Raw genomic sequence first — 18,560 nt, forward strand, 5'->3', positions numbered from 1 at the left:
CTGCCGGTCCGGCCGGCCGCGTCAGCGGCCGGCCGCTCCGGTCAGTGGCGGAAGTCCTCGAAGTAGTCCGGCTGCGTCTGGACGTTGAGCTCGTCCATCCGCACCTTCTTCGCCTCGTCCGTCCGGCGGTCGTCGAGCTTGATGACGTCCAGACCCTTGGCGATGTCGTTCGAGTAGATGTAGCCGTTGTAGTAGTACGCCGACCAGGGACCGGCCGTGGTGACCTGGTCGAGGGTGACCGGGCCGCGCTCGAAGAAGCCGATCTCCTTCGGCTTCGACGAGTTGGTGAAGTCCCAGACCGAGATGCCGCCCTGGTACCAGGCCTGGACCATGATGTCCTTGCCCTTGACCGGGATCAGCGAGCCGTTGTGCGCCACGCAGACCTCGGCGTCCGCCTGCGGACGGTCGATCTTGAAGTAGCTCTTGAACACCAGCTTCCGCTTGTCGCCCTTGCCGATGACGTCGTAGATGCCGTCCGCGCCGCGCTTCGGACCGATCTCCTCGTTGCAGGTGGCCGCGCCACCGCCGCCGAGCTCGTCGGTGAAGACGACCTTGTTGGCGGCCTGGTTGAAGGTCGCGGAGTGCCAGAAGGCGAAGTTGACGTTGTCCTGGACGCGGTCGATGATCCTCGGCGCCTCCGGGTTCTTGATGTCGAACAGGATGCCGTCACCCATGCAGGCACCGGCGGCGACGTCCTTGGAGGGCAGCACCGTGATGTCGTGGCAGCCGGTGGTGGCCGAGACGCCCGGGTTGGTGGGCGCGCCGGGGTTGCCGCCGTCCGGGAAGAGCACCGGGAAGTCGACGATCTCCGACTTCTCGGGCGCCTTGCGGGGCACCTTGATGATGCTGATGCCGTCGTGCGGCGGCTGGCAGTCCGGGAACGTGGCGCTGGGCGAGTACGAGGAGACGTACACGTACACGTTCTTGCCGTCGGGCACGAGCGTGTGCGTGTGCGAACCGCACGCGGTCTCGACAGCGGCGACGTACTCGGGGTTGCGCTTGTCGCTGATGTCGAAGATCTTCATGCCCTCCCAGGAGGACTTCTCCGTCGCCGGCGCCGAGACGCTGGAGCAGGAGTTGTCACTGCGCGAGGCGTCCGTCGACAGGAAGAGCAGGTCTCCCGAGACGGATATGTCGTTCTGACCGCCGGGGCACAGGACCTGCGCGACCGTCTTGGGCTTCGACGGCTTGCTGATGTCGAAGATGCGGAAGCCGTCGTAGTTCCCGGAGAAGGCGTACTTCCCCTGGAACGCGATGTCCGAGTTGGTCCCCTTCAGGTGCTCCTTGGGGACGTTGGCGACGTGCGACATGTTGTCGCTGTGGATGATCTCGTCCACGCCGGGTATCTCGTCGTTCTGGATGGCCTCCCTGGCCTCGGCCTGCTGGCTCTTGGAAGTCTCTTCCTTGGCCGGCTTGTCGCCGGGGTCGGGTGTCGCGACCGCCGGTCCGGCGGCCAGCAGCGTGGCGAAGAGCCCGGCGGCAGCGGCTGCTGCCACGCCCAGACGTCTACGCCGCACGCGGGTGGTGTGCAACAAAGTCACTGCGTCCTCCCTTGTATCCGTTCCCAGTTGAACGGCTTACGGACGTCGGCAGTATCGTCCTTCACATGTACATCTCAACAGATGGCAACCTAGATGTAATGAAAGTTTTTGATCTTTCGTGTCCTGAAGCGTGTTAGGAAAGTCCCTGACAACGTGCCCGATACACATCAAGTCCCACAGGAGGTCACCGTGTTGATCCGGACCAGGAGCCCACGTGTCCTCCGGCCCGCCGTGGCGGCGGTGGCCATGGTCGCCCTACTCGCCCTGGGAGCCTGCGACTCGGGCGACGACGGCAAGAAGAGCGAGACCAAGGCCGAGACCAAGAGCGACGCCACGGGACAGGTGGTCGCCCCCGGCAAACCGGGTGAGAAGTCCAGGACCCTCTCCCCCGAGGAGGCGGCGAAGGAGATCCCGGACAACACGCCCAACTCGTCCGACTACGGTTACGCGACGATGATGATCCAGCACCACGGCCAGGCGCTCGTGATGACCGAACTCGCCCCCGACCGTGCCGGATCCAGCCAGGTCAAGCGGCTCGCCGAGCGTATCTCCGCGTCACAGAAACCGGAGATCGGCGCCATGGAGGGCTGGCTGAAGCTCAACGGCGGCGAGGAGAAGGCGAAGAAGGAGGGCGGCCACGACCACGGCGGGATGGACATGCCGGGCATGGCCACCGACGCCCAGCTGGCGAAGCTCCGCGCGGCGAAGGGGAAGGCGTTCGACGACCTCTTCATCAGCCTGATGGTCACGCACCACCAGGGTGCGGTCACGATGGCGACCGAGGCCCTCTCCGGCGGCAACAACGTCCAACTCGAAGAGATGGCAAGCGATGTGATCGCGCAGCAGACGTCCGAGATCAACCGGATGCGCTCGCTGTAACGCGCCTTCGGCGGTCCTCTTCGCCGTCCCACGCCGGGGCGGGTCAGCGGCGGCGGTGACGCGGCGTCAGATAGCCGTCGTCGCGGGCGCTCGCGATGATGCTGAGCGACTTGCGGCGCCCGTACCCCGTCGCGCACATCACCGCGAGAACCGGATCCTGGCCCAACTGCTGTGCCCTGCGGTACGTCTCCGCCACACCGCGCCGGTCCGCGCGGTCCGACGACACCGAGTCGTCGGCGCGGTGCCGGCCGCCCGGCGGGGGCTCGTCCTGAAGAAGCTCCGCGTCAGCGTCCGAGGGGCCGCCCTCGTACTCGTAACCCTCGCCCTCCTCCGTCACGGCCACCGCCGGGTCCGCCGCCCTGGGCACGTCCTTCACCACGGCCGTCGGGGCGGCCGTGGTCGCGCCGTCGGCGACCGGATCGGCATCCACATGGTGCTGTCCCGCCACCACGCGGCAGGCGTACTCGATCGGCGCCTCGATCCAGTTGCCCAGCTCCGTCAGGTCGTCCAGCGGCAGCGGCGGATCGGCCTGCGCGTCCTCGACGGCGATGACGCCGTCCCGCAGGACGGCGAGTACGTCGACGCGCGCCCCGTCGGGGAAGGTCAGCCGGATGTCGACCCAGGGCGGTACCAGTTCGTGTCTCGGCAGTTCGCACCGGCCACCCGGTGGGGTGTCGCAGGTGACGGTGCCATACCCCTGCACCTCCCACCGGGGCCAGACAGGTGTCGCGGGCTCAGCGGCGGAAGTCATCTCAAGTTCTGACACATTCACCACTTAATCAGGCAATTCTGCCCTGCCGCTGTGGCACACCCGCCGTCGGCGCGCATCGCACTCGGAAAGCGCACTGGCGTACCTCCCACCGGGCGCGGACACCCGTGACGCGACGGCTCCGCGTACTCCCCAGCCCCGCACGCGGGTGCGATGCTGGAAGTCTCCTGCCGGAAGGAGTGCGCCGTGCCGCGCATCGCCGTCGTCGGATCGGGCCCCAGCGGGGTCTACACCGCCCAGGCCCTCGTCCAGCAGTCGTCGGTCCCCGGCATCCTCGTGGATGTCCTGGACCGGCTCCCCGCCCCGTACGGGCTGGTGCGCTACGGCGTCGCGCCCGACCACGAGAAGATCAAGTCGCTCCAGAACACACTGCGTTCGGTGCTGGAGCACGAACGCGTCCGCTTCCTGGGGAACGTCGAGATCGGCGCGCACGGCCTCACACCCGAACGACTCCTCGGGCTCTACCACGCGGTCGTCTACTGCGTCGGCGCCGCCCGGGACCGCCGGCTCGGCATCCCCGGCGAGGAGCTGGCGGGCAGCCACTCGGCGACCGATTTCGTCTCCTGGTACAGCGCGCACCCCGACGCCGTGCCCGCCGGCTTCGGGCTCGGTACGCGCTCGGTCGTGGTGATCGGCGTGGGCAACGTCGCCGTCGACGTCGCGCGCGTCCTGGCCCGGGGCGCGGAGGACTTCCGGCCGACGGACGTGCCGCACCCGGCGCTCGGCACGCTGGCCGGGAGCGCGGTCAGGGACGTGCACATGGTGGGCAGACGCGGCCCGTCGCAGGCGAAGTTCACCACGAAGGAGCTGCGTGAACTGGGCGCGCTGCCCTCGGCCGAGGTGCGCGTGGAGCCTGCCGACCTGGCGCTCGATCCCGCGTACGCCCCGGCCCCGGCGGCCGCCCCCACCGGGTCCGGGCCACCCGCGACCGCCGCGCTGCCGCTGGCGGCCGTCAACCGGCGCAACGTCGAAGTCGTACGCGGCTGGGCCGGCGCTCCCGATCAGGGCCGGGCGCGCCGCATCCACCTGCGGTTCTTCCTGCGCCCGGTGGAGCTGCTCGGTGCCGACGGACGCGTGACGGCCGTACGGTTCGAGCGCACCGCACCTGACGGGCAGGGCGGGGTGCGGGGCACGGGGGCGTACGAGGACATCGAGGCGGGGCTCGTACTGCGGGCGGTCGGCTACCGGGGGGTGCCGCTCGCCGGGCTGCCGTTCGACGAGACGACGGGCACGGTGCCGCATCTGGCGGGCCGGGTGCTGCGGCACGGGGTGACGTCGCCCGGCGAGTACGTGGCGGGCTGGATCAAGCGCGGTCCGACCGGGGTGATCGGCACCAATCGCGCCTGCGCCAAGGAGACGGTCGCCTCGCTCCTCGCGGACGCGCCCGGCCTGGCCGCACGCCGGATCGCCGGGGACCCGCTCGACGCGCTCCGTGCGGCCGGGCACCGGCCGGTCGAATGGCCGGGCTGGCTGGCGATCGAGGACGCGGAGGCGGCGTTGGGCGCGGAGCTGGGGCGGCGGTCGGTGAAGATCCCGGACTGGGAGGGCCTGCTCGCGGCGGCACGCGGGGAGCGGGGGCCGTCGGCTACGTAGGGCCTGTCTTTCGGATCTTGCCGGTCTCGTCACGGGTGGCCGGGGTCCCGCCCGACGGGCGGGACCGGACTGCTAGGATGACTTGTCGTCCCAGCCTCTTGTCTGTGCGGATTCCGATCCGCCGGGGAGGCTTTTTTCATGCCCGGATCCGGCACAGTGCCCGGCCGGGCCGATCGTTCCGGACAACACACCCGCCCTTCCCGCAGAGGAGATCCATGTCCGACACGCGTGCGCGCCCCGCGACGGCCGCAGGTACCTGGCAGCTCGGCGACCTGACCGTCAACCGTGTCGGGTTCGGCGCCATGCGCCTGACCGGTGGCATTCCGTTCGGTCCCGGCGACGGGCGGAGCGACCGCGAGAGATCGGTCGCCGTACTGCGGCGGGCCGTCGAGCTCGGCGTGAACCACATCGACACCGCCGCTTTCTACTTCTCCGCGACGCGCTCCGCCAACGAGCTGATCAACACCGCGCTCGCGCCGTACCCCGACGACCTGGTCATCACCAGCAAGGTCTGGCCGGCCCGGGACCCCTCCGGCGAGTGGTGGTGGGCCGAGCCGGGGCAGCTGCGCGGACAGGTCGAGGAGAACCTGCGCCAGCTCGGCCGTGACCACCTGGACGTGGTGAATCTGCGTCTGCCGCGGAGCTGGGCGTCCCGCTCGGTGGCCGAGCACTTCGGCGCACTCGCGGAGCTGCGTGACGCCGGGCTCGTCCGTCATCTCGGCGTCTCGAACGTGACCTCCGAGCAGCTGGCCGAGGCCCGGTCGATCGCGCCCGTCGTCTGCGTGCAGAACGCCTACAGCGTGGACGCGCCGGGCGCGCAGCGGGAAATCCTGCGGGAGTGCGGTGACCTGGGGATCGCCTTCGTGCCGTTCTTCGCGATCGCGGGCGGTCGGCGCGAGACGGGCGCCGGCGCGAGGGACGACGAGGCGGTGCTCGATGTCGCGCGTGCGCACTCGGCCTCGCCCGCGCAGATACGGCTGGCCTGGACCCTGGCGCAGGGCGCGCACGTACTGGCCATCCCGGGTACCGGCGATCCGGCGCACCTCGTCGAGAACGTGGCGGCCGGCGCGATCCGGCTCTCGGACGAGGAGATCGCCCGCCTCGGGGCGGTCCGTCAGGGCGGCGCGTAAGCGGGAGGCCGCCGGGCGGCGGCCTCCCGGCCTTCGTACGCGGCCGCCGACGGCACGGCGGCCGCGTACGGAGGCCGGTTGTCAGTGGGTGGGTGCAGACTGTCCGGAGTCTGGGACAACGGCGTCTTCGGAGGTACCCGCCATGACTAACGACGTACTGCTCACCGTGGGCACACGCAAAGGACTCTTCATCGGCCGCAGGCACGGCGGGCGGTGGGAAATCGACGGACCGCACTTCAACGCGCAGGCGGTCTACTCGATCGGGATCGACACCCGTCATCCCGTGCCGCGCCTGCTGGTCGGCGGCGACAGCGCGCACTGGGGCCCGTCCGTGTTCCACTCCGACGATCTGGGCGCGAGCTGGACCGAGCCCAGCGTGCCGGCCGTCAAGTTCCCCAAGGACACCGGCGCGTCGCTGGAGCGGGTCTGGCAGCTGCATCCGGCGGGCCCCGCCGCGCCGGACGTCGTGTACGCGGGCTCCGAACCGGCCGCGCTGTTCCGGTCCGACGACCGGGGCGAGACCTTCGAGCTGGTCCGGCCGCTGTGGGAGCACCCGACGCGTTCGGAGTGGGTGCCGGGCGGTGGCGGCGAGGCGGTGCACACGGTGGTGACCGACCCCAGGGACCCGGACGCGGTGACGGTCGCGGTGTCGACGGCGGGAGTGTTCCGCTCGCGTGACGGCGGCGCGAGCTGGGCGCCCTCCAACAAGGGCGTGTCGGCGGTCTTCCTGCCCGATCCCGACCCGGAGTTCGGCCAGTGCGTCCACAAGATCGCGCGGGACGCCGTCGATCCGGACCGGCTCTACCTCCAGAACCACTGGGGTGTGTTCCGCAGCGACGACGCGGGTGCCAACTGGAAGGACATCGGCTCCGGTCTGCCGTCCGACTTCGGCTTCGCCGTCGCGGCCCATCCGCACCGGGGCGACGTGGCGTACGTCTTCCCGATCCAGGCCGACTCCGACCGGGTCCCCGCAGGCCGGCGCTGCCGGATCTACCGTACGAGCGACGCGGGCGGGACCTGGGAGGCCCTGGCCACGGGTCTGCCCGACGGCGACCACTTCGGGACGGTGCTGCGCGACGCGCTGTGCACGGACGACGCGGATCCGGCAGGTGTTTACTTCGGCAACCGCAACGGCGAGGTGTACGCGAGCGCGGACGACGGCGACACCTGGCAGCAGCTCGCCTCGCACCTTCCCGACGTCCTGTGTGTCCGGGCGGCGGTCCTTGGCTGATTCGTTGATCACGAAGACCGACGGCGCATTAGAGTGACGCCCCGTGGCACGTGAACTCAAAGAAATCGTCGAGTCCGGATGGGCCGACGCCCTCGCCCCCGTGGCCCAAGGCATCACAGCGATGGGCGACTTCCTCCGCGCGGAGATCGCCGCGGGACGCACCTATCTGCCCGCCGGGCCGAATGTGCTGCGCGCTTTTCAGCAGCCGTTCGACGAGGTGCGCGTCCTGATCGTCGGTCAGGATCCTTATCCCACACCGGGACACGCGGTGGGGCTGAGCTTCTCGGTCGCCCCCGACGTGCGGCCGGTGCCGGGCAGCCTGGACAACATCTTCCGGGAGATGCACGCGGACATCGGGGCGCCCCGGCCGTCGAACGGGGATCTGACGCCGTGGGCCCGGCAGGGTGTGCTGTTGCTCAACAGGGCGCTCACCACCGCTCCCCGTAAGCCGGCGGCGCACCGGGGCAAGGGCTGGGAAGAGGTCACCGAGCAGGCCATCCGGGCGCTGGTGGCGCGGGACAAGCCGCTGGTGTCCATCCTGTGGGGCCGTGACGCCCGCAATCTGCGTCCGCTTCTCGGCCGGTTCCCCGCGATCGAGTCGTCGCACCCCTCTCCCATGTCGGCGGACCGGGGCTTCTTCGGTTCGCGTCCGTTCAGCCGCGCGAACGAACTCCTCGTCCAGCAAGGCGCGCAGCCGGTCGACTGGCCTCTGCCGTGAGCTGGGTGCTCGGCGTCGACTCCGGCGGGTCCGGGCTGCGGATCGCCCTCGGGGTGGTGGACGAGGCCGCGGACATCCCGGCGCACGGCGACACGGCGGTCCGGACGGTCGGCACCGCCGTGTCCACCGAGCCCGTCCGCACCGGCCCTTCCGGGATCGATCCGGACCATTTGCTGGAGCAGTTGCTGCCCGCCGTGCGGGCGCTGCTCGCGCGCGAGGGCGCGGATCCCCCCGTGGCCGTCGCGGTCGGCGCGGCGGGCATGGCGACGCTCGGCGACGGGCTGCGCGCAGGCTTGCCCGGGGCGCTGGAAAGCGCTCTGGGAGCACGGCGGTTGGCGCTCGCCGCTGACGCCGTCACCGCGTACGCGGGGGCGCTCGGCCAGCGTCCGGGCGCCGTCGTCGCCGCCGGTACGGGCATGATCGCGCTCGGCACGGATCTCACGGGCTGGCGGCGCGCGGACGGCTGGGGGCATCTGCTCGGCGACTGCGGCGGAGGTACCTGGATCGGCCGGGCGGGTCTGGAGGCGGCGATGCGCGCGTACGACGGGCGGCGCGGCGGTTCGGCCGCACTGCTGTCCCGGACGGAAGCCGTGTTCGGCCCCGCGCCGGAGATGCCGGGGCTGGTCTATCCGCGTACCGACCGGCCCGCCGTGCTCGCCTCCTTCGCCCCCGAGGTGGCCCGCTGCGCGGCCGACGACCCGGTCGCCGCGGGGATCCTCGCCGAGGCCGCGCGGCACATCGCGGACGCGGCCGTCGCGGCGTGTCCTCCGGCGGAGAGGTGCGAAGTGGCCCTGACGGGTGGGCTGTTCAAGATGGGTGACCCGCTGCTCGTACCGCTGCGGGCGGAGTTGACGCGGCGGCTGCCGCGTGCGAGGCCGGTGTCGGCGGCGGGAGATCCGCTGGCGGGGGCTCTGCGGATCGCGGCGGCCCTCGCGACCGGTTCGCTCCGACTGCCGCGCGACGGGCGGATGTTGTCCGTCCCGACAGAGCGGGACGAATAAGGATTAAGCATCATAGCGAAAAAATACGGACAGATGACGCACGACCGGACCCTCCCCGAACAGCCGACCCCACAAAACCAGTAGCATTCGGCGCCATGAGCTCCCCCACTGGGCCGGCACCCGGCCTGCCTGTACGAATGCCTCGACCTCGACAGTCGGGGCGGCACCGTCGACCCGAACCCGTGGCGGCGCCCGAGGGCGCGCCCACGCTTGTGCTGGCCATGCCCGGCATCCCCAGTGCCGAGGTGCGGAACCTCGGCGAGGAGGTCGTCAGCATCGCCCGTTCCGAGCTGCCGGGCCTGGACGCCCGGATCGGCTATCTGGACGGCGACGACGACGAGTACGCCGCGCTGGGCACCGTCCTGGCGCAGACCGGCGAGCAGCGTGTCGAGCGCTACGAGCTGGCGAAGGCCGCAGGCCGTGAGGTCGCCGAGCCCGAGGGCATCTCGGCCGTTGTCGTGCCGCTGCTCGCGGGTCCCGACAACTCCCTGGTCAGGCGCATACGTCAGGCCGTTGTGGACAGCAAGGCCGTGGCGGAGATGACCGAGGTCCTCGGTCCGCACCCGCTGCTCGCCGAGGCACTCCACGTGCGTCTGTCGGAGGCCGGACTCGCCCGTGCCGACCGCGCGAGGCTCTTCACGGTGGCCACGGCCGCCGACGGCATCATCCTCGCCACGGTGGGCGGCGAGGAGGCCGTGCAGGCCGCCGGTATCACCGGGATGCTGTTGGCCGCGCGCCTCGCCGTGCCGGTGATGGCGGCGGCGCTCGACGACGAGGGCGCGGTCTCGGCCATCGCCGAGCAGCTGCGCGAGTCCGGCTCGACGCAGCTGGCGCTCGCCCCGTACCTGATCGGACCCGAGCTGCCCGAAGGGCTGCTCGATGTCGCGCTCAAGGAGGCCGACTGCGCCGCCTCCGAGTCGCTCGGCGCGTATCCGGCCGTCGGCAAGCTGGTTCTCTCGCAGTACACGAGCGCGCTGGGCATCTCGGCGCAGACGCAGAACTCGCCGGCGTCCTGAACTCCGGGGTCCTGAACTCCGGTTCCGCCCGGTGGTGCCGGTTCGTACCCGGTCGCCGGACGGCCTGATCTCTCAGCCCGTCCGGCGGTGGGGCACCGCCGCCGCCCGGCGGCGTCGTCAGCCGAAGATCACACAGGAGGCCGCGGGCGCCTCGAACGAGCCCGCACGGGCCGGCACACCGGTCACGGGGTCGATGTCGAACCAGGTCACATCGCCGGAGTGCTCGTTCGACGCGTAGAGCCTGCGGCCCGCCGGGTCCAGCGCGAGATCGCGCGGCCAGCGTCCGCCGCAGTCCACCGTCGTGACCAGAACGGCCTTCTCACGCGTCTCGTCGAGCGTCAGGACGGCGATGCTGTCGTGCCCGCGTACCGCGGCCCAGAGGTGCCTGCCGTCGCGTGAGACGACGATCTCGGAGGCGTAGCTCGCCACCTCGACGCCGTCGGGGAGGACGGGCGCCTCTTCGACCGGTTCCAGCGTGCCCTTCTCCGTGTCCCAGCGGCAGACCGTGAGGGTCGCCTCCAGTTCGTTGAGTACGTACGCGTGGGTGCCCGCCGGGTGGAAGGCGAGGTGGCGCGGTCCGGTGCCGGGGCGCAGCACGGTCTCACCGTGCGGGGTGATGTCGCCGCTGCCGGGGTCGACCGAGCTGATCCGTACGGAGTCGGTGCCCAGGTCGACGGCGAGCAGCCACTGGCCACTCGGGTCGGGCAGCACCTGGTGGGCGTGCGGCCCTTCCTGCCGGTCGGAGCGTGGTCCGGTGCCCTCGTGCTGGAGGATTCCGGCCGCCGCGCCGAGGGTGCCGTCGGCGTGGACGGGCAGCGTGGTGACGCTGCCGGAGCCGTAGTTGGCGGTCACCAGATGCCCTGCGGCGAGGGTGAGATGGGTGGGGCCCGATCCGCAGACCGGCACCGGTTCGCCCATCAGGCGCGGCGCCGAGGCGCCGCCCGACGCGCGCGGGACGACCTCGAAGGCCGCTGCCGCGCCTTCCTCCCCCTCGGAGACGGCGTAGAGCACCGAGCCGTCGGCCGCGAGGGTCAGATAGGAGGGGTCGGCCAGTTCGTCGGTCGCGCCGATCTCCGTCAGGGAACCGGTGTCCGCGTCCACGGTCGCGGCGATGATGCCCCGCCCGCCCGCCGAGGTGAACGACCCGATGTAGGCCCGCCCTTCGCTCCTGCCGTCGCTCCTGTCGCCCACTGTCTGTCCCCTTGTCACTCGATCGCTCTGTGCGTCCATGAGCGGTGCGCGTGCCCCGCTCATGTGTCCGGCCGACGGTAGCAGGCGGTCTAGACCAGCTGCCCGCGTCGGGTGCTGCCGCCTGAACTACCCATTCCGACGGCCGGTTCACCCTTTCGGACGAGCCGGGGGCATATCGGCCCTCAGACGGCGTGCACGGGGAGCGCGACGCCGGTCAGGCGTTCCGCCTCGGCCCACAGACGGGCGTTGACGGTGGTGTCGAGCGCCCTGCGGGTCACGCGTGCGGTGCTGGTGGGACCGACGAGGCCGAAGCGTCCACCGGAGCCGTAGTAGCCGGCGGGTACGGCGTCGGGGCTGGTCGCGGCGTACAGCAGCGGTTCGGCGCCCTGTTCCGCGCCCTGCGAGGGCAGGAAGTCGAGCTTGGTGAGCAGTGTCGTGCCGAGGGACCGCCTGCCGGTACCGAGGCTCGCGCCCGCCGTCCGGAGGTTGGTGCGGGTGTAGCCGGGGTGCGCGCCGGTGCTCAGCAGGTGCCAGCCGCGCTCCTCGGCGATACGGGCGAGTTCCCTGGTCATGATCAGGTCGGCGAGCTTGGACTGCGCGTAGGAGCGGCTCGGGCTGTAGTTCCTGTTCTTCCACTGGAGGTCGGCGAAGTCGATCCTGCCGTAGTTGGCCGCGCCGCTGGCCATGGTGGCCACGCGCGGGGACCCGGCGGCCAGCAGCAGAGGGAGGAGCCGCACAGTCAGGGCGAACGGGCCGAGGAAGTTGCTGCCCATCTGGAGTTCGAAGCCGTCGGTCGTCTCGATGCGGGAGGGCGGGGCCATCACTCCGGCGTTGTTGACCAGCAGGTCGAGCGGGGTGCCGTCGACGACGAGACCGTCGGCGAACTCGGCGACGGAGGCGAGGTCCGCCAGGTCGACGCGGCGCACGTCGAGCTTGGCGTGCGGGTGGCGCGCCAGGATCTCGGCACGGGCGCGCTCGCCCTTGGCGAGCGTACGGACGGCCATCTCGCTGGCGGACCGCCCGGTCCTGTGCGACCTCACCAGCTCGCAGGCGGCGGTCCTGGAGCGCAACGTCTCGCCCGACGTCGCGGCGGAGTTCAAACGCACCGCGGTCGCGAACGTCGGCAAACTCGCGGCTCTGGTCCGCGCCCACGTGCCGGAGCTGAACGAGAACGACGCGCTTCGGTTCGCCGCGTACTGCGTCATGACGACGGGCGCGATCTGGACCCACACCCAGCCGTCGGCGGCGATGCTGGCGGCCTACGAGGGCGATCCGTCGCTGGCGGCCATGCGGATCGAGTTCAAGACGTCCCTGCGGGAGGTGCTGGAGGTCGTGCTCTCGGGGCTGCTGGCACGTGCGTCAGGCTGAGAGCGGGCCCGCGGCGCCGATCTCGTACTGCGTGATCTCCATGCTGAGCACCACCGGCGACGGCTGTGACTCCCGCGCCGTCCGGGCCAGATGGGCCGCCAGGTGCTCGCGCGACTTCCACCGCTCATACACGTTGACGCGGCCGGGTTCGACCGGGTCGGCGGCCACCACGTAGTCGAGACAGCCGGGCTCGGCGCGCGCCCGCCGCTGCGCCTCCTCGAAGCCCGCGAGGAAAGCCTCACGGGCGTCAGGATCGACGTAACCCTTGCCGGCGACGATCAGCATGGTGGCCTCCGTGGTGTTCGGGGGTGATGCGTGAGCCGTGTCCGGACCGGTTGGATTGTTCCGCGCGAGAGCTCGGCGGCGTACGGCGGGGTCCACGGCGGGTCCACGGCGTGGCGGGCGGGCACGAAGGCGGCCGGCAGGACGCCCGACGTGCCCGCTTGGCATGCTGGGGCCATGAGCACCGCGCGCACCCCCTCCCCCGTCTCCGTCGTCTTCGATCTCGACGGCACCCTCGTGGACAGCGAGCCGAACTACTACGAGGCCGGTCGGCGACTGCTCGCACAGCACGGTGTACCCGACTTCACCTGGGAGCACCACACCCGGTACATCGGCATCAGCACCCGGGAGACGCTTGAGGCGCTGCGCGCGGAGTACGGGCTCGACACACCGGTGGACGAGTTGCTGGCCACGAAGGACCGCCTCTATCTGGAGCTGGCACGCGCGTCGACCGAGGTCTTTCCCGAGATGCGGAAGTTCGTGGAGCGGTTGCGTACGCGAGGGGTGCCCATGGCGGTCGCCTCGGGCTCGTCGCGTACCGCCATCGAGGCCGTGCTCGACGGCACGGGGCTGAGCCCGTACTTCACCCTCTTCGTCTCCGCCGAGGAGGTCCGGCACGGCAAGCCCGAGCCCGACGTCTTCCTGGAGGCGGCGCGGCGCCTGGGCGCGGCGCCGGCCGACTGCGTGGTGCTGGAGGACGCGGCCCCGGGCGTGTCGGCCGCACGCGCGGCCGGTATGCGGTGTGTCGCCGTCCCGTACGTGCGGGGTACGGCCGGTGATCCGGCGTTCCGCGAGGCGGAGTTGCTGTTCGCCGGCGGCCAGAGCGAGTTCACGTCCCGGGCGGCGTACGCCTGGCTGACCGGGACGGAGCAGGCCCGGCGGTAGCCGCCGGAGCCCTTCGGACCGCCTCGCGTCCCCGCGCGGGGACGCCACAGCGATGTTGTCGGGGGCCCGCCCTCACGGCCGGGGACGGCGGTCAGTTCGGCGCCGTGCGCGGTGCGCGGTGGCGATCGGGCGGGGTCGGTGGTCTGGGCTTCCACCCCGCCGTATCCACGGCCCACCTCCCGCCGACGGAGGCGCCGGCCGCGTCCTGAACCGCCGCGCGGGGGCGGGCCCGTACCGAGTCGTAGCTCGGTACGGGCCCGACCGGCGGGACATCCCCTACGGCGCCCCGCCCTCCCCCGTACGGGTCAGGTAGTCGCCCAGCGCGCCGAGCCAGTCGCCGGTGCCGTGTTCACGCCACTCCGGCTTCTCCTGTCCGTCGAGGAAGCTGCCCTGCTCGGTGAGGATCAGCCGGGTACCGTCGCCGTCGGCCTCGAACTCCACGGTGGTGAGCGAGGCGGTCGCCAGGGTCTCCCCGCCGTACAGGGTGGAGCTGTAGACGACACGCTCGTCCGGAACGATGTCGTGGTAGACGGACGTGAACGTCATGACGGTGCCGTCCGGGGTCGTGCCACGGTTGACCTCCCGGCCGTCGACCCGGAAGTCGAGCTCGTACGCGTGCTCCGGGCCCGCGAACCAACTCCCCTTCGCCTTCGGGTCGGACCAGGCGGCGAAGACGGTGGCCGGCGGCGCCGGGTAGGCGCGTTCGATGGTGAACGTCGCGTGGGTGACGGTGTGTTCGGTCAGGGTGTCGTCGGTCATGGGGTGCTCCCTCGCTCTGTTGATCCTTGCTCTGTTGGTCCCTGTTCCGACAGGTGGTCGCCCAGCCGGTCCAGGCGGTGCTCCCATTCGGTGCGCTGCCGCCCGATCCAGCCCTCGGCCATCCGCAGACCCGCCGGCTCGATGTGACAGGTGCGGACCCGGCCTGCCTTCTCGGACCGGACCAGACCGCACGCTTCGAGCACCTGGAGGTGCTGCATCACGGCGGGCAGCGACATCTCCAGGGGCTGCGCGAGCTTGCTGACCGAGAGCGGGCCACGGATCAGCCGTTCGACCATGTCCCGCCGGGTCGGGTCCGCCAGCGCCTGGAACACCGCGTCCAACGAGCCTTTTTGGTTAAGCACGTACTTAACTATGAGGTCCTGGACGCCAACAGTCAAGCGATCGCTTAAGTATCAGGCGCTTCAGGCCGTCCCGTCGGCGGCGGCCCGCAGAGCGGCGAGGTCGATCTTCTTCATGCCGAGCATGGCCTTCATCGCGCGCTGGGCACGCTCCTGGTCCGGGTCGTTCAGCATCTCGTTCATCGCGGCGGGCGCGACCTGCCAGGAGAGGCCGAACTTGTCCTTCAGCCAGCCGCACGGGCCTTCCTCGCCACCGTCCGCGGAGAGCTTGTACCAGTAGTGGTCGACCTCTTCCTGGTCGGCGCACTCGATCAGGAACGAGATGGCCTCGTCGAAGGTGAACTGCGGGCCGCCGTTGATGCCTGTGTAGCGGTGTCCGTCGAGCTCGAAGTCGACGGTGAGTACGGTGCCGGCCGGCCCGGGACCGGCCTCGCCGTAGTGGGTGATGGCCGTGATCTTCGAGTTCGGGAAAATCCCGATGTAGAACTCGGCGGCGTCCTTCGCCTGTCCGTCGAACCAGAGATTGGGGGTGATCTTCGGCATCGCTGTCTCCCTGCGTCGTCGCCGTTCGCCGCCTCTACGGCCGCCTTGTCCTCTTCCGACTGTGGCACCGGCCGGAACTCATCGCAGATGTGGCGAAAATCAGAAACCCGCACCCCTCGACGACCCGCACCCCTCAGAAACCCGCACCCCTCAGGGACCCGCTCCTCTTGCGGACCGCTCAGACCGCCGCGAGGGAGATCTCCGCCGACTTGATCAGCGCGGTGACGGCGGTCCCGGGCGTGAGCCCCAGCTCCTCCACCGCGTCCCTGGTGATCACGGCGGTCAGCTCGGCTTCCCCCACCGTCAGCTTGACGTTCGCCAGGCTGGTGCCGAGGACGATCTCGGTGAGCTTGCCGGACAGCCGGTTGCGGATGCTCAGTCCCTCGATCGGCCCGGTGGCGAGGGAGACCTCGGTGGCCTTGGCCAGGACGCGCACCGCTGTGCCCACCGCGATGCCGAGGTCCTCGACGGCCTCCAGGGTGATGGCGGCGGTGACGTCCTCCCCGCCCGACAGATGGACCCTGACCGTGGCCATGACCTCCCCGGGAGTGACACCGGTGACGGTGCCGGGGAGCTGGTTGCGGATGCTCAGCTGCATGGGGGGTTCGGCCTCTCGCTGGTGGGGCGCGTGGCGGACAGGAGTAAGGCCATTGAAAAGGATGCGCAAAGGCGAACCACCCATTGACTCCGGTATCTGGGAATTTGCTGCGGTTTCGGGAGAGTAAGGCTGAGCTAACTTAGGCTCGCCTCACCCCCGGGGTCACGACGAAACACCGTCCTCATCCGCTGGAGCCCGCATGCGTCCCGTCCGCCTCTCCCTGGTCACCGCCCTCGCGGCGGTCGCCGCCCTCACCGCCGTCACGGCGTGCGCCGAGAAGAGCGACGCCGGAGGGGACGGGGCCGTCAAGGTCACGGCGACCGACACCTCCTGCGAGGTGTCGAAGAAGGAGTTCCCCGCCGGTCACCTTCAACTGGCGGTGGAGAACAAGGGCTCGAAGGTCACCGAGGTCTACGTCCTGTTCCCCGACGACCGGATCGTCACCGAGCGCGAGAACATCGGTGCGGGCACCAAGGCGAACATCACCGCGGAGATCAAGGCCGGCGACTACGAGATCGCGTGCAAGCCGGGCATGAAGGGCAAGGGCCTCCGGCAGCAGGTCAAGGCCACCGGCGGCGGCGGGACCGCCAAGCGCGATCCGGAGCTGGACGCGGCGGTCGCCGCGTACCGCCAGTACACGCTGGAGCAGGCCGAGGAGACCCTGCCGAAGGCGAAGGTTTTCGCGGAGGCGGTGAAGGCCGGTGACATCGAGGCCGCGAAGAAGGCGTACGCCGACTCCCGTATCGGCTGGGAGCGCACCGAACCGGTGGCCGAGTCCTTCGGCGACATCGACCCCAAGGTCGACCTCCGCGCGGACGGCCTCGAAGAGGGCCAGGACCCCGAGACGGACTGGACCGGCTGGCACCGCCTGGAGAAGGCGCTGTGGCAGGACAAGAAGATCACCCCGCGCGACAAGGAACTCGCGGATCTGCTGATCACGGATCTGACCGCCTGGCAGAAGAAGGTCGGTACGGCGGAGATAACCCCGACGTCCATGGCGAACGGCGCCAAGGAGCTGCTCGACGAGGTCGCCGCCGGCAAGGTCACCGGCGAGGAGGAGCGGTACAGCCACACCGACCTGGTCGACTTCAAGGCCAACGTCGAGGGCGCCGAGAAGTCGTACGCGCTGCTGAAGCCGGTGGCGTCGAAGAACGACGCGAAGCTGACGGGTGAACTGGACACCCGGTTCGCCGAGTTGAACACGCTGCTCGACACATACCGCGAGGACAGGACGAGTTACGTGTTCACGTCGTACGACAAGGTCGGCAAGCCGGAGCGCAAGGAGCTGTCCGACGCGGTGAACGCGCTTGCCGAGCCGCTGTCGAAGCTCGCCGCCGCGGTCGTGAAGTAGCGGCGCGGGCATGACCGACGAGACCGACTCCAACGAACCTGCTGACGCGGCCGGCGGAAGCCGGGCGCCGTCCCGCCGTTCGGTGATCGGCTGGGGCGGCGCGGGGCTCGCGCTCGGCGCCGCCGCGGCCGGCGGTACGACCCTCGCACTGCGCGGCACGGACGGGACGGAGCCCACCGGATCGGCGGGCGCGGCCGTCCCCTTCCACGGCGCGCACCAGGCCGGGATCGCCACCGCCGTCCCCGACCGGCTGCATTTCGCGGCCTTCGACGTGACCACCGAGGACCGGGCCCAGCTGATCCAGCTCCTCAAGGACTGGACGGCGGCGGCCGCGTTGATGACCGGGGGACGCGCCGTCGGCGAGGGCGCGTTCGGCGGACTGCCGGAGGCACCGCCGGACGACACGGGCGAGGCCGCCGGCCTCAAACCGTCCCGGCTGACGCTGACCATCGGCTTCGGTCCGTCGCTCTTCACCGGGGACGGCAAGGCCCGCGACGACCGCTTCGGCCTGGCGAAGCGAAGGCCCGGGGCGCTGGTGGATCTGCCGAAGTTCCCCGGCGACAATCTCGACCCGGCGCGCAGCGGCGGCGATCTGTGCGTGCAGGCGTGCGCCGACGATCCGCAGGTCGCGGTGCACGCCATTCGTAACCTCGCCCGGATCGGCTTCGGCCGGATCGCGATCCGCTGGTCGCAGCTCGGCTTCGGCAAGACGTCGTCCACCACGCCCGACGCGCAGACCCCGCGCAATCTCTTCGGCTTCAAGGACGGCACCCGCAATGTCGCGGGCACCGACACGGCCGCGCTCGACCGTCATGTGTGGGTGTCGGCCGAGGCGGGACCCGGCTGGATGGCCGGCGGCTCGTACCTGGTCGCCCGCCGGATCGCGATGCGGATCGAGTCCTGGGACCGCACCTCCCTCCAGGAGCAGGAGGACGTCTTCGGACGGGACAAGGGTGAGGGCGCGCCGGTCGGCAAGGCCAAGGAGCACGACGAGCCGTTCCTCAAGTCGATGCTGCCGACCTCGCACGTACGGCTCGCGCACCCCGACTCCAACGGCGGGGCGCGGATGCTGCGGCGCGGCTACTCCTACACCGACGGTACGGACGGACTCGGCCGGCTGGACGCGGGCCTGTTCTTCCTGGCGTACCAGCACGACGTACGGGAGGCGTTCATCCCCGTACAGCGGAGTCTGTCGCGCGCCGACGCGCTCAACGAGTACATCCAGCATGTGGGTTCGGCGGTCTTCGCCGTGCCGCCGGGCGTCCGGGACAAGGACGACTGGTGGGGGCGGGAGCTGTTCTCGTGACCCGAACTCCCATGACACGCACAGCGATATCGGCGGAAGG

20 protein-coding genes are annotated in these 18,560 nt (G+C 70.9%); 11 read left to right on the plus strand and 9 right to left on the minus strand.

The window, feature by feature from the left end; genetic code table 11:
- Positions 1-41 precede the first annotated feature (41 nt).
- Positions 42-1,541, minus strand: coding sequence for an LVIVD repeat-containing protein (locus ACIBBB_RS07550; protein ID WP_398979742.1), 1,500 nt, complete (start codon positions 1,539-1,541; stop codon positions 42-44).
- Positions 1,542-1,730: 189 nt separating this feature from the next.
- On the opposite strand from ACIBBB_RS07550, the gene ACIBBB_RS07555 reads away from it, so the two are divergent.
- On the plus strand, positions 1,731-2,420 hold the full coding sequence (locus tag ACIBBB_RS07555) for a DUF305 domain-containing protein (protein WP_398979744.1): 690 nt from the start codon (positions 1,731-1,733) through the stop codon (positions 2,418-2,420).
- A 43-nt stretch (positions 2,421-2,463) separates the two neighbouring features.
- Here the strand turns inward: ACIBBB_RS07555 and ACIBBB_RS07560 are convergent, their stop codons facing one another.
- Positions 2,464-3,171: a DUF6214 family protein gene (locus ACIBBB_RS07560; protein WP_398979746.1), complete on the minus strand. Its 708-nt coding sequence runs from the start codon at positions 3,169-3,171 to the stop codon at positions 2,464-2,466.
- A gap of 204 nt (positions 3,172-3,375) precedes the next feature.
- Between ACIBBB_RS07560 and ACIBBB_RS07565 the strand changes: the two genes are divergently transcribed.
- From ACIBBB_RS07565 to ACIBBB_RS07590, 6 genes are all read left to right on the plus strand, one after another.
- On the plus strand, positions 3,376-4,782 hold the full coding sequence (locus ACIBBB_RS07565; RefSeq protein ID WP_398979748.1) for an FAD-dependent oxidoreductase: 1,407 nt from the start codon (positions 3,376-3,378) through the stop codon (positions 4,780-4,782).
- A 215-nt stretch (positions 4,783-4,997) separates the two neighbouring features.
- Entirely contained in the window at positions 4,998-5,912 is a 915-nt protein-coding gene (locus ACIBBB_RS07570; RefSeq protein WP_398979750.1) for an aldo/keto reductase, read from the plus strand.
- A 142-nt stretch (positions 5,913-6,054) separates the two neighbouring features.
- A complete protein-coding gene (locus ACIBBB_RS07575) occupies positions 6,055-7,143 on the plus strand; it encodes a WD40/YVTN/BNR-like repeat-containing protein (protein WP_398979752.1) in 1,089 nt (362 codons plus the stop codon).
- 43 nt (positions 7,144-7,186) lie between these two features.
- Positions 7,187-7,861 carry a uracil-DNA glycosylase gene (locus tag ACIBBB_RS07580; protein WP_398979754.1) on the plus strand — a complete coding sequence of 225 codons (675 nt, stop codon included), beginning with the start codon at positions 7,187-7,189 and terminating at the stop codon, positions 7,859-7,861.
- Positions 7,858-8,862: an N-acetylglucosamine kinase gene (locus tag ACIBBB_RS07585; protein ID WP_398979756.1), complete on the plus strand. Its 1,005-nt coding sequence runs from the start codon at positions 7,858-7,860 to the stop codon at positions 8,860-8,862. Before ACIBBB_RS07580 ends, ACIBBB_RS07585 begins: the two co-directional genes overlap by 4 nt.
- A 95-nt stretch (positions 8,863-8,957) precedes the next feature.
- Positions 8,958-9,878, plus strand: coding sequence for a sirohydrochlorin chelatase (locus tag ACIBBB_RS07590; RefSeq protein ID WP_398979758.1), 921 nt, complete (start codon positions 8,958-8,960; stop codon positions 9,876-9,878).
- Positions 9,879-9,995: 117 nt separating this feature from the next.
- Here the strand turns inward: ACIBBB_RS07590 and ACIBBB_RS07595 are convergent, their stop codons facing one another.
- On the minus strand, positions 9,996-11,069 hold the full coding sequence (locus ACIBBB_RS07595; RefSeq protein ID WP_398979760.1) for a lactonase family protein: 1,074 nt from the start codon (positions 11,067-11,069) through the stop codon (positions 9,996-9,998).
- A gap of 182 nt (positions 11,070-11,251) precedes the next feature.
- Positions 11,252-12,073 (minus strand): SDR family NAD(P)-dependent oxidoreductase, encoded by an 822-nt coding sequence (locus tag ACIBBB_RS07600; RefSeq protein ID WP_398979762.1) that lies wholly within the window; start codon positions 12,071-12,073, stop codon positions 11,252-11,254.
- On the opposite strand from ACIBBB_RS07600, the gene ACIBBB_RS07605 reads away from it, so the two are divergent.
- Positions 12,051-12,437, plus strand: a complete 387-nt coding sequence (locus ACIBBB_RS07605; protein ID WP_398979764.1) for a hypothetical protein — start codon at positions 12,051-12,053, stop codon at positions 12,435-12,437. The genes ACIBBB_RS07600 and ACIBBB_RS07605 overlap by 23 nt on opposite strands.
- Here ACIBBB_RS07605 and ACIBBB_RS07610 read toward each other — a convergent pair.
- On the minus strand, positions 12,429-12,722 hold the full coding sequence (locus ACIBBB_RS07610; protein ID WP_398979766.1) for a putative quinol monooxygenase: 294 nt from the start codon (positions 12,720-12,722) through the stop codon (positions 12,429-12,431). The two genes, ACIBBB_RS07605 and ACIBBB_RS07610, sit on opposite strands and share 9 nt — an antisense overlap.
- A 174-nt stretch (positions 12,723-12,896) precedes the next feature.
- On the opposite strand from ACIBBB_RS07610, the gene ACIBBB_RS07615 reads away from it, so the two are divergent.
- A complete protein-coding gene (locus ACIBBB_RS07615; protein WP_398979768.1) occupies positions 12,897-13,604 on the plus strand; it encodes an HAD family hydrolase in 708 nt (235 codons plus the stop codon).
- A gap of 276 nt (positions 13,605-13,880) precedes the next feature.
- On the opposite strand, the gene ACIBBB_RS07620 is transcribed toward ACIBBB_RS07615, so the two are convergent.
- The 4 genes from ACIBBB_RS07620 to ACIBBB_RS07635 all read right to left on the minus strand — a co-directional run bounded on the left by ACIBBB_RS07620 (position 13,881) and on the right by ACIBBB_RS07635 (position 15,863).
- On the minus strand, positions 13,881-14,363 hold the full coding sequence (locus tag ACIBBB_RS07620) for an SRPBCC family protein (protein ID WP_398979770.1): 483 nt from the start codon (positions 14,361-14,363) through the stop codon (positions 13,881-13,883).
- Positions 14,360-14,725, minus strand: a complete 366-nt coding sequence (locus tag ACIBBB_RS07625; protein WP_398979772.1) for an ArsR/SmtB family transcription factor — start codon at positions 14,723-14,725, stop codon at positions 14,360-14,362. The genes ACIBBB_RS07620 and ACIBBB_RS07625 overlap by 4 nt, the downstream gene beginning before the upstream one ends.
- A 60-nt stretch (positions 14,726-14,785) precedes the next feature.
- The gene (locus tag ACIBBB_RS07630) at positions 14,786-15,265 is read right to left on the minus strand and encodes a VOC family protein (protein WP_398979774.1); all 480 of its coding nucleotides are present in this window, start codon (positions 15,263-15,265) and stop codon (positions 14,786-14,788) included.
- Between the two features lie 178 nt (positions 15,266-15,443).
- Complete coding sequence (locus tag ACIBBB_RS07635; protein WP_398979777.1) at positions 15,444-15,863, minus strand: molybdopterin-binding protein; 420 nt, start codon at positions 15,861-15,863, stop codon at positions 15,444-15,446.
- Between the two features lie 199 nt (positions 15,864-16,062).
- On the opposite strand from ACIBBB_RS07635, the gene efeO reads away from it, so the two are divergent.
- Complete coding sequence (gene efeO, locus ACIBBB_RS07640; protein ID WP_398979779.1) at positions 16,063-17,214, plus strand: iron uptake system protein EfeO; 1,152 nt, start codon at positions 16,063-16,065, stop codon at positions 17,212-17,214.
- Positions 17,215-17,224: 10 nt separating this feature from the next.
- A complete protein-coding gene (gene efeB / locus ACIBBB_RS07645; protein WP_398979781.1) occupies positions 17,225-18,520 on the plus strand; it encodes an iron uptake transporter deferrochelatase/peroxidase subunit in 1,296 nt (431 codons plus the stop codon).
- Positions 18,521-18,560 lie beyond the last annotated feature (40 nt).

Source organism: Streptomyces sp. NPDC051217, assembly GCF_044455465.1.
GTDB lineage: Bacteria > Actinomycetota > Actinomycetes > Streptomycetales > Streptomycetaceae > Streptomyces.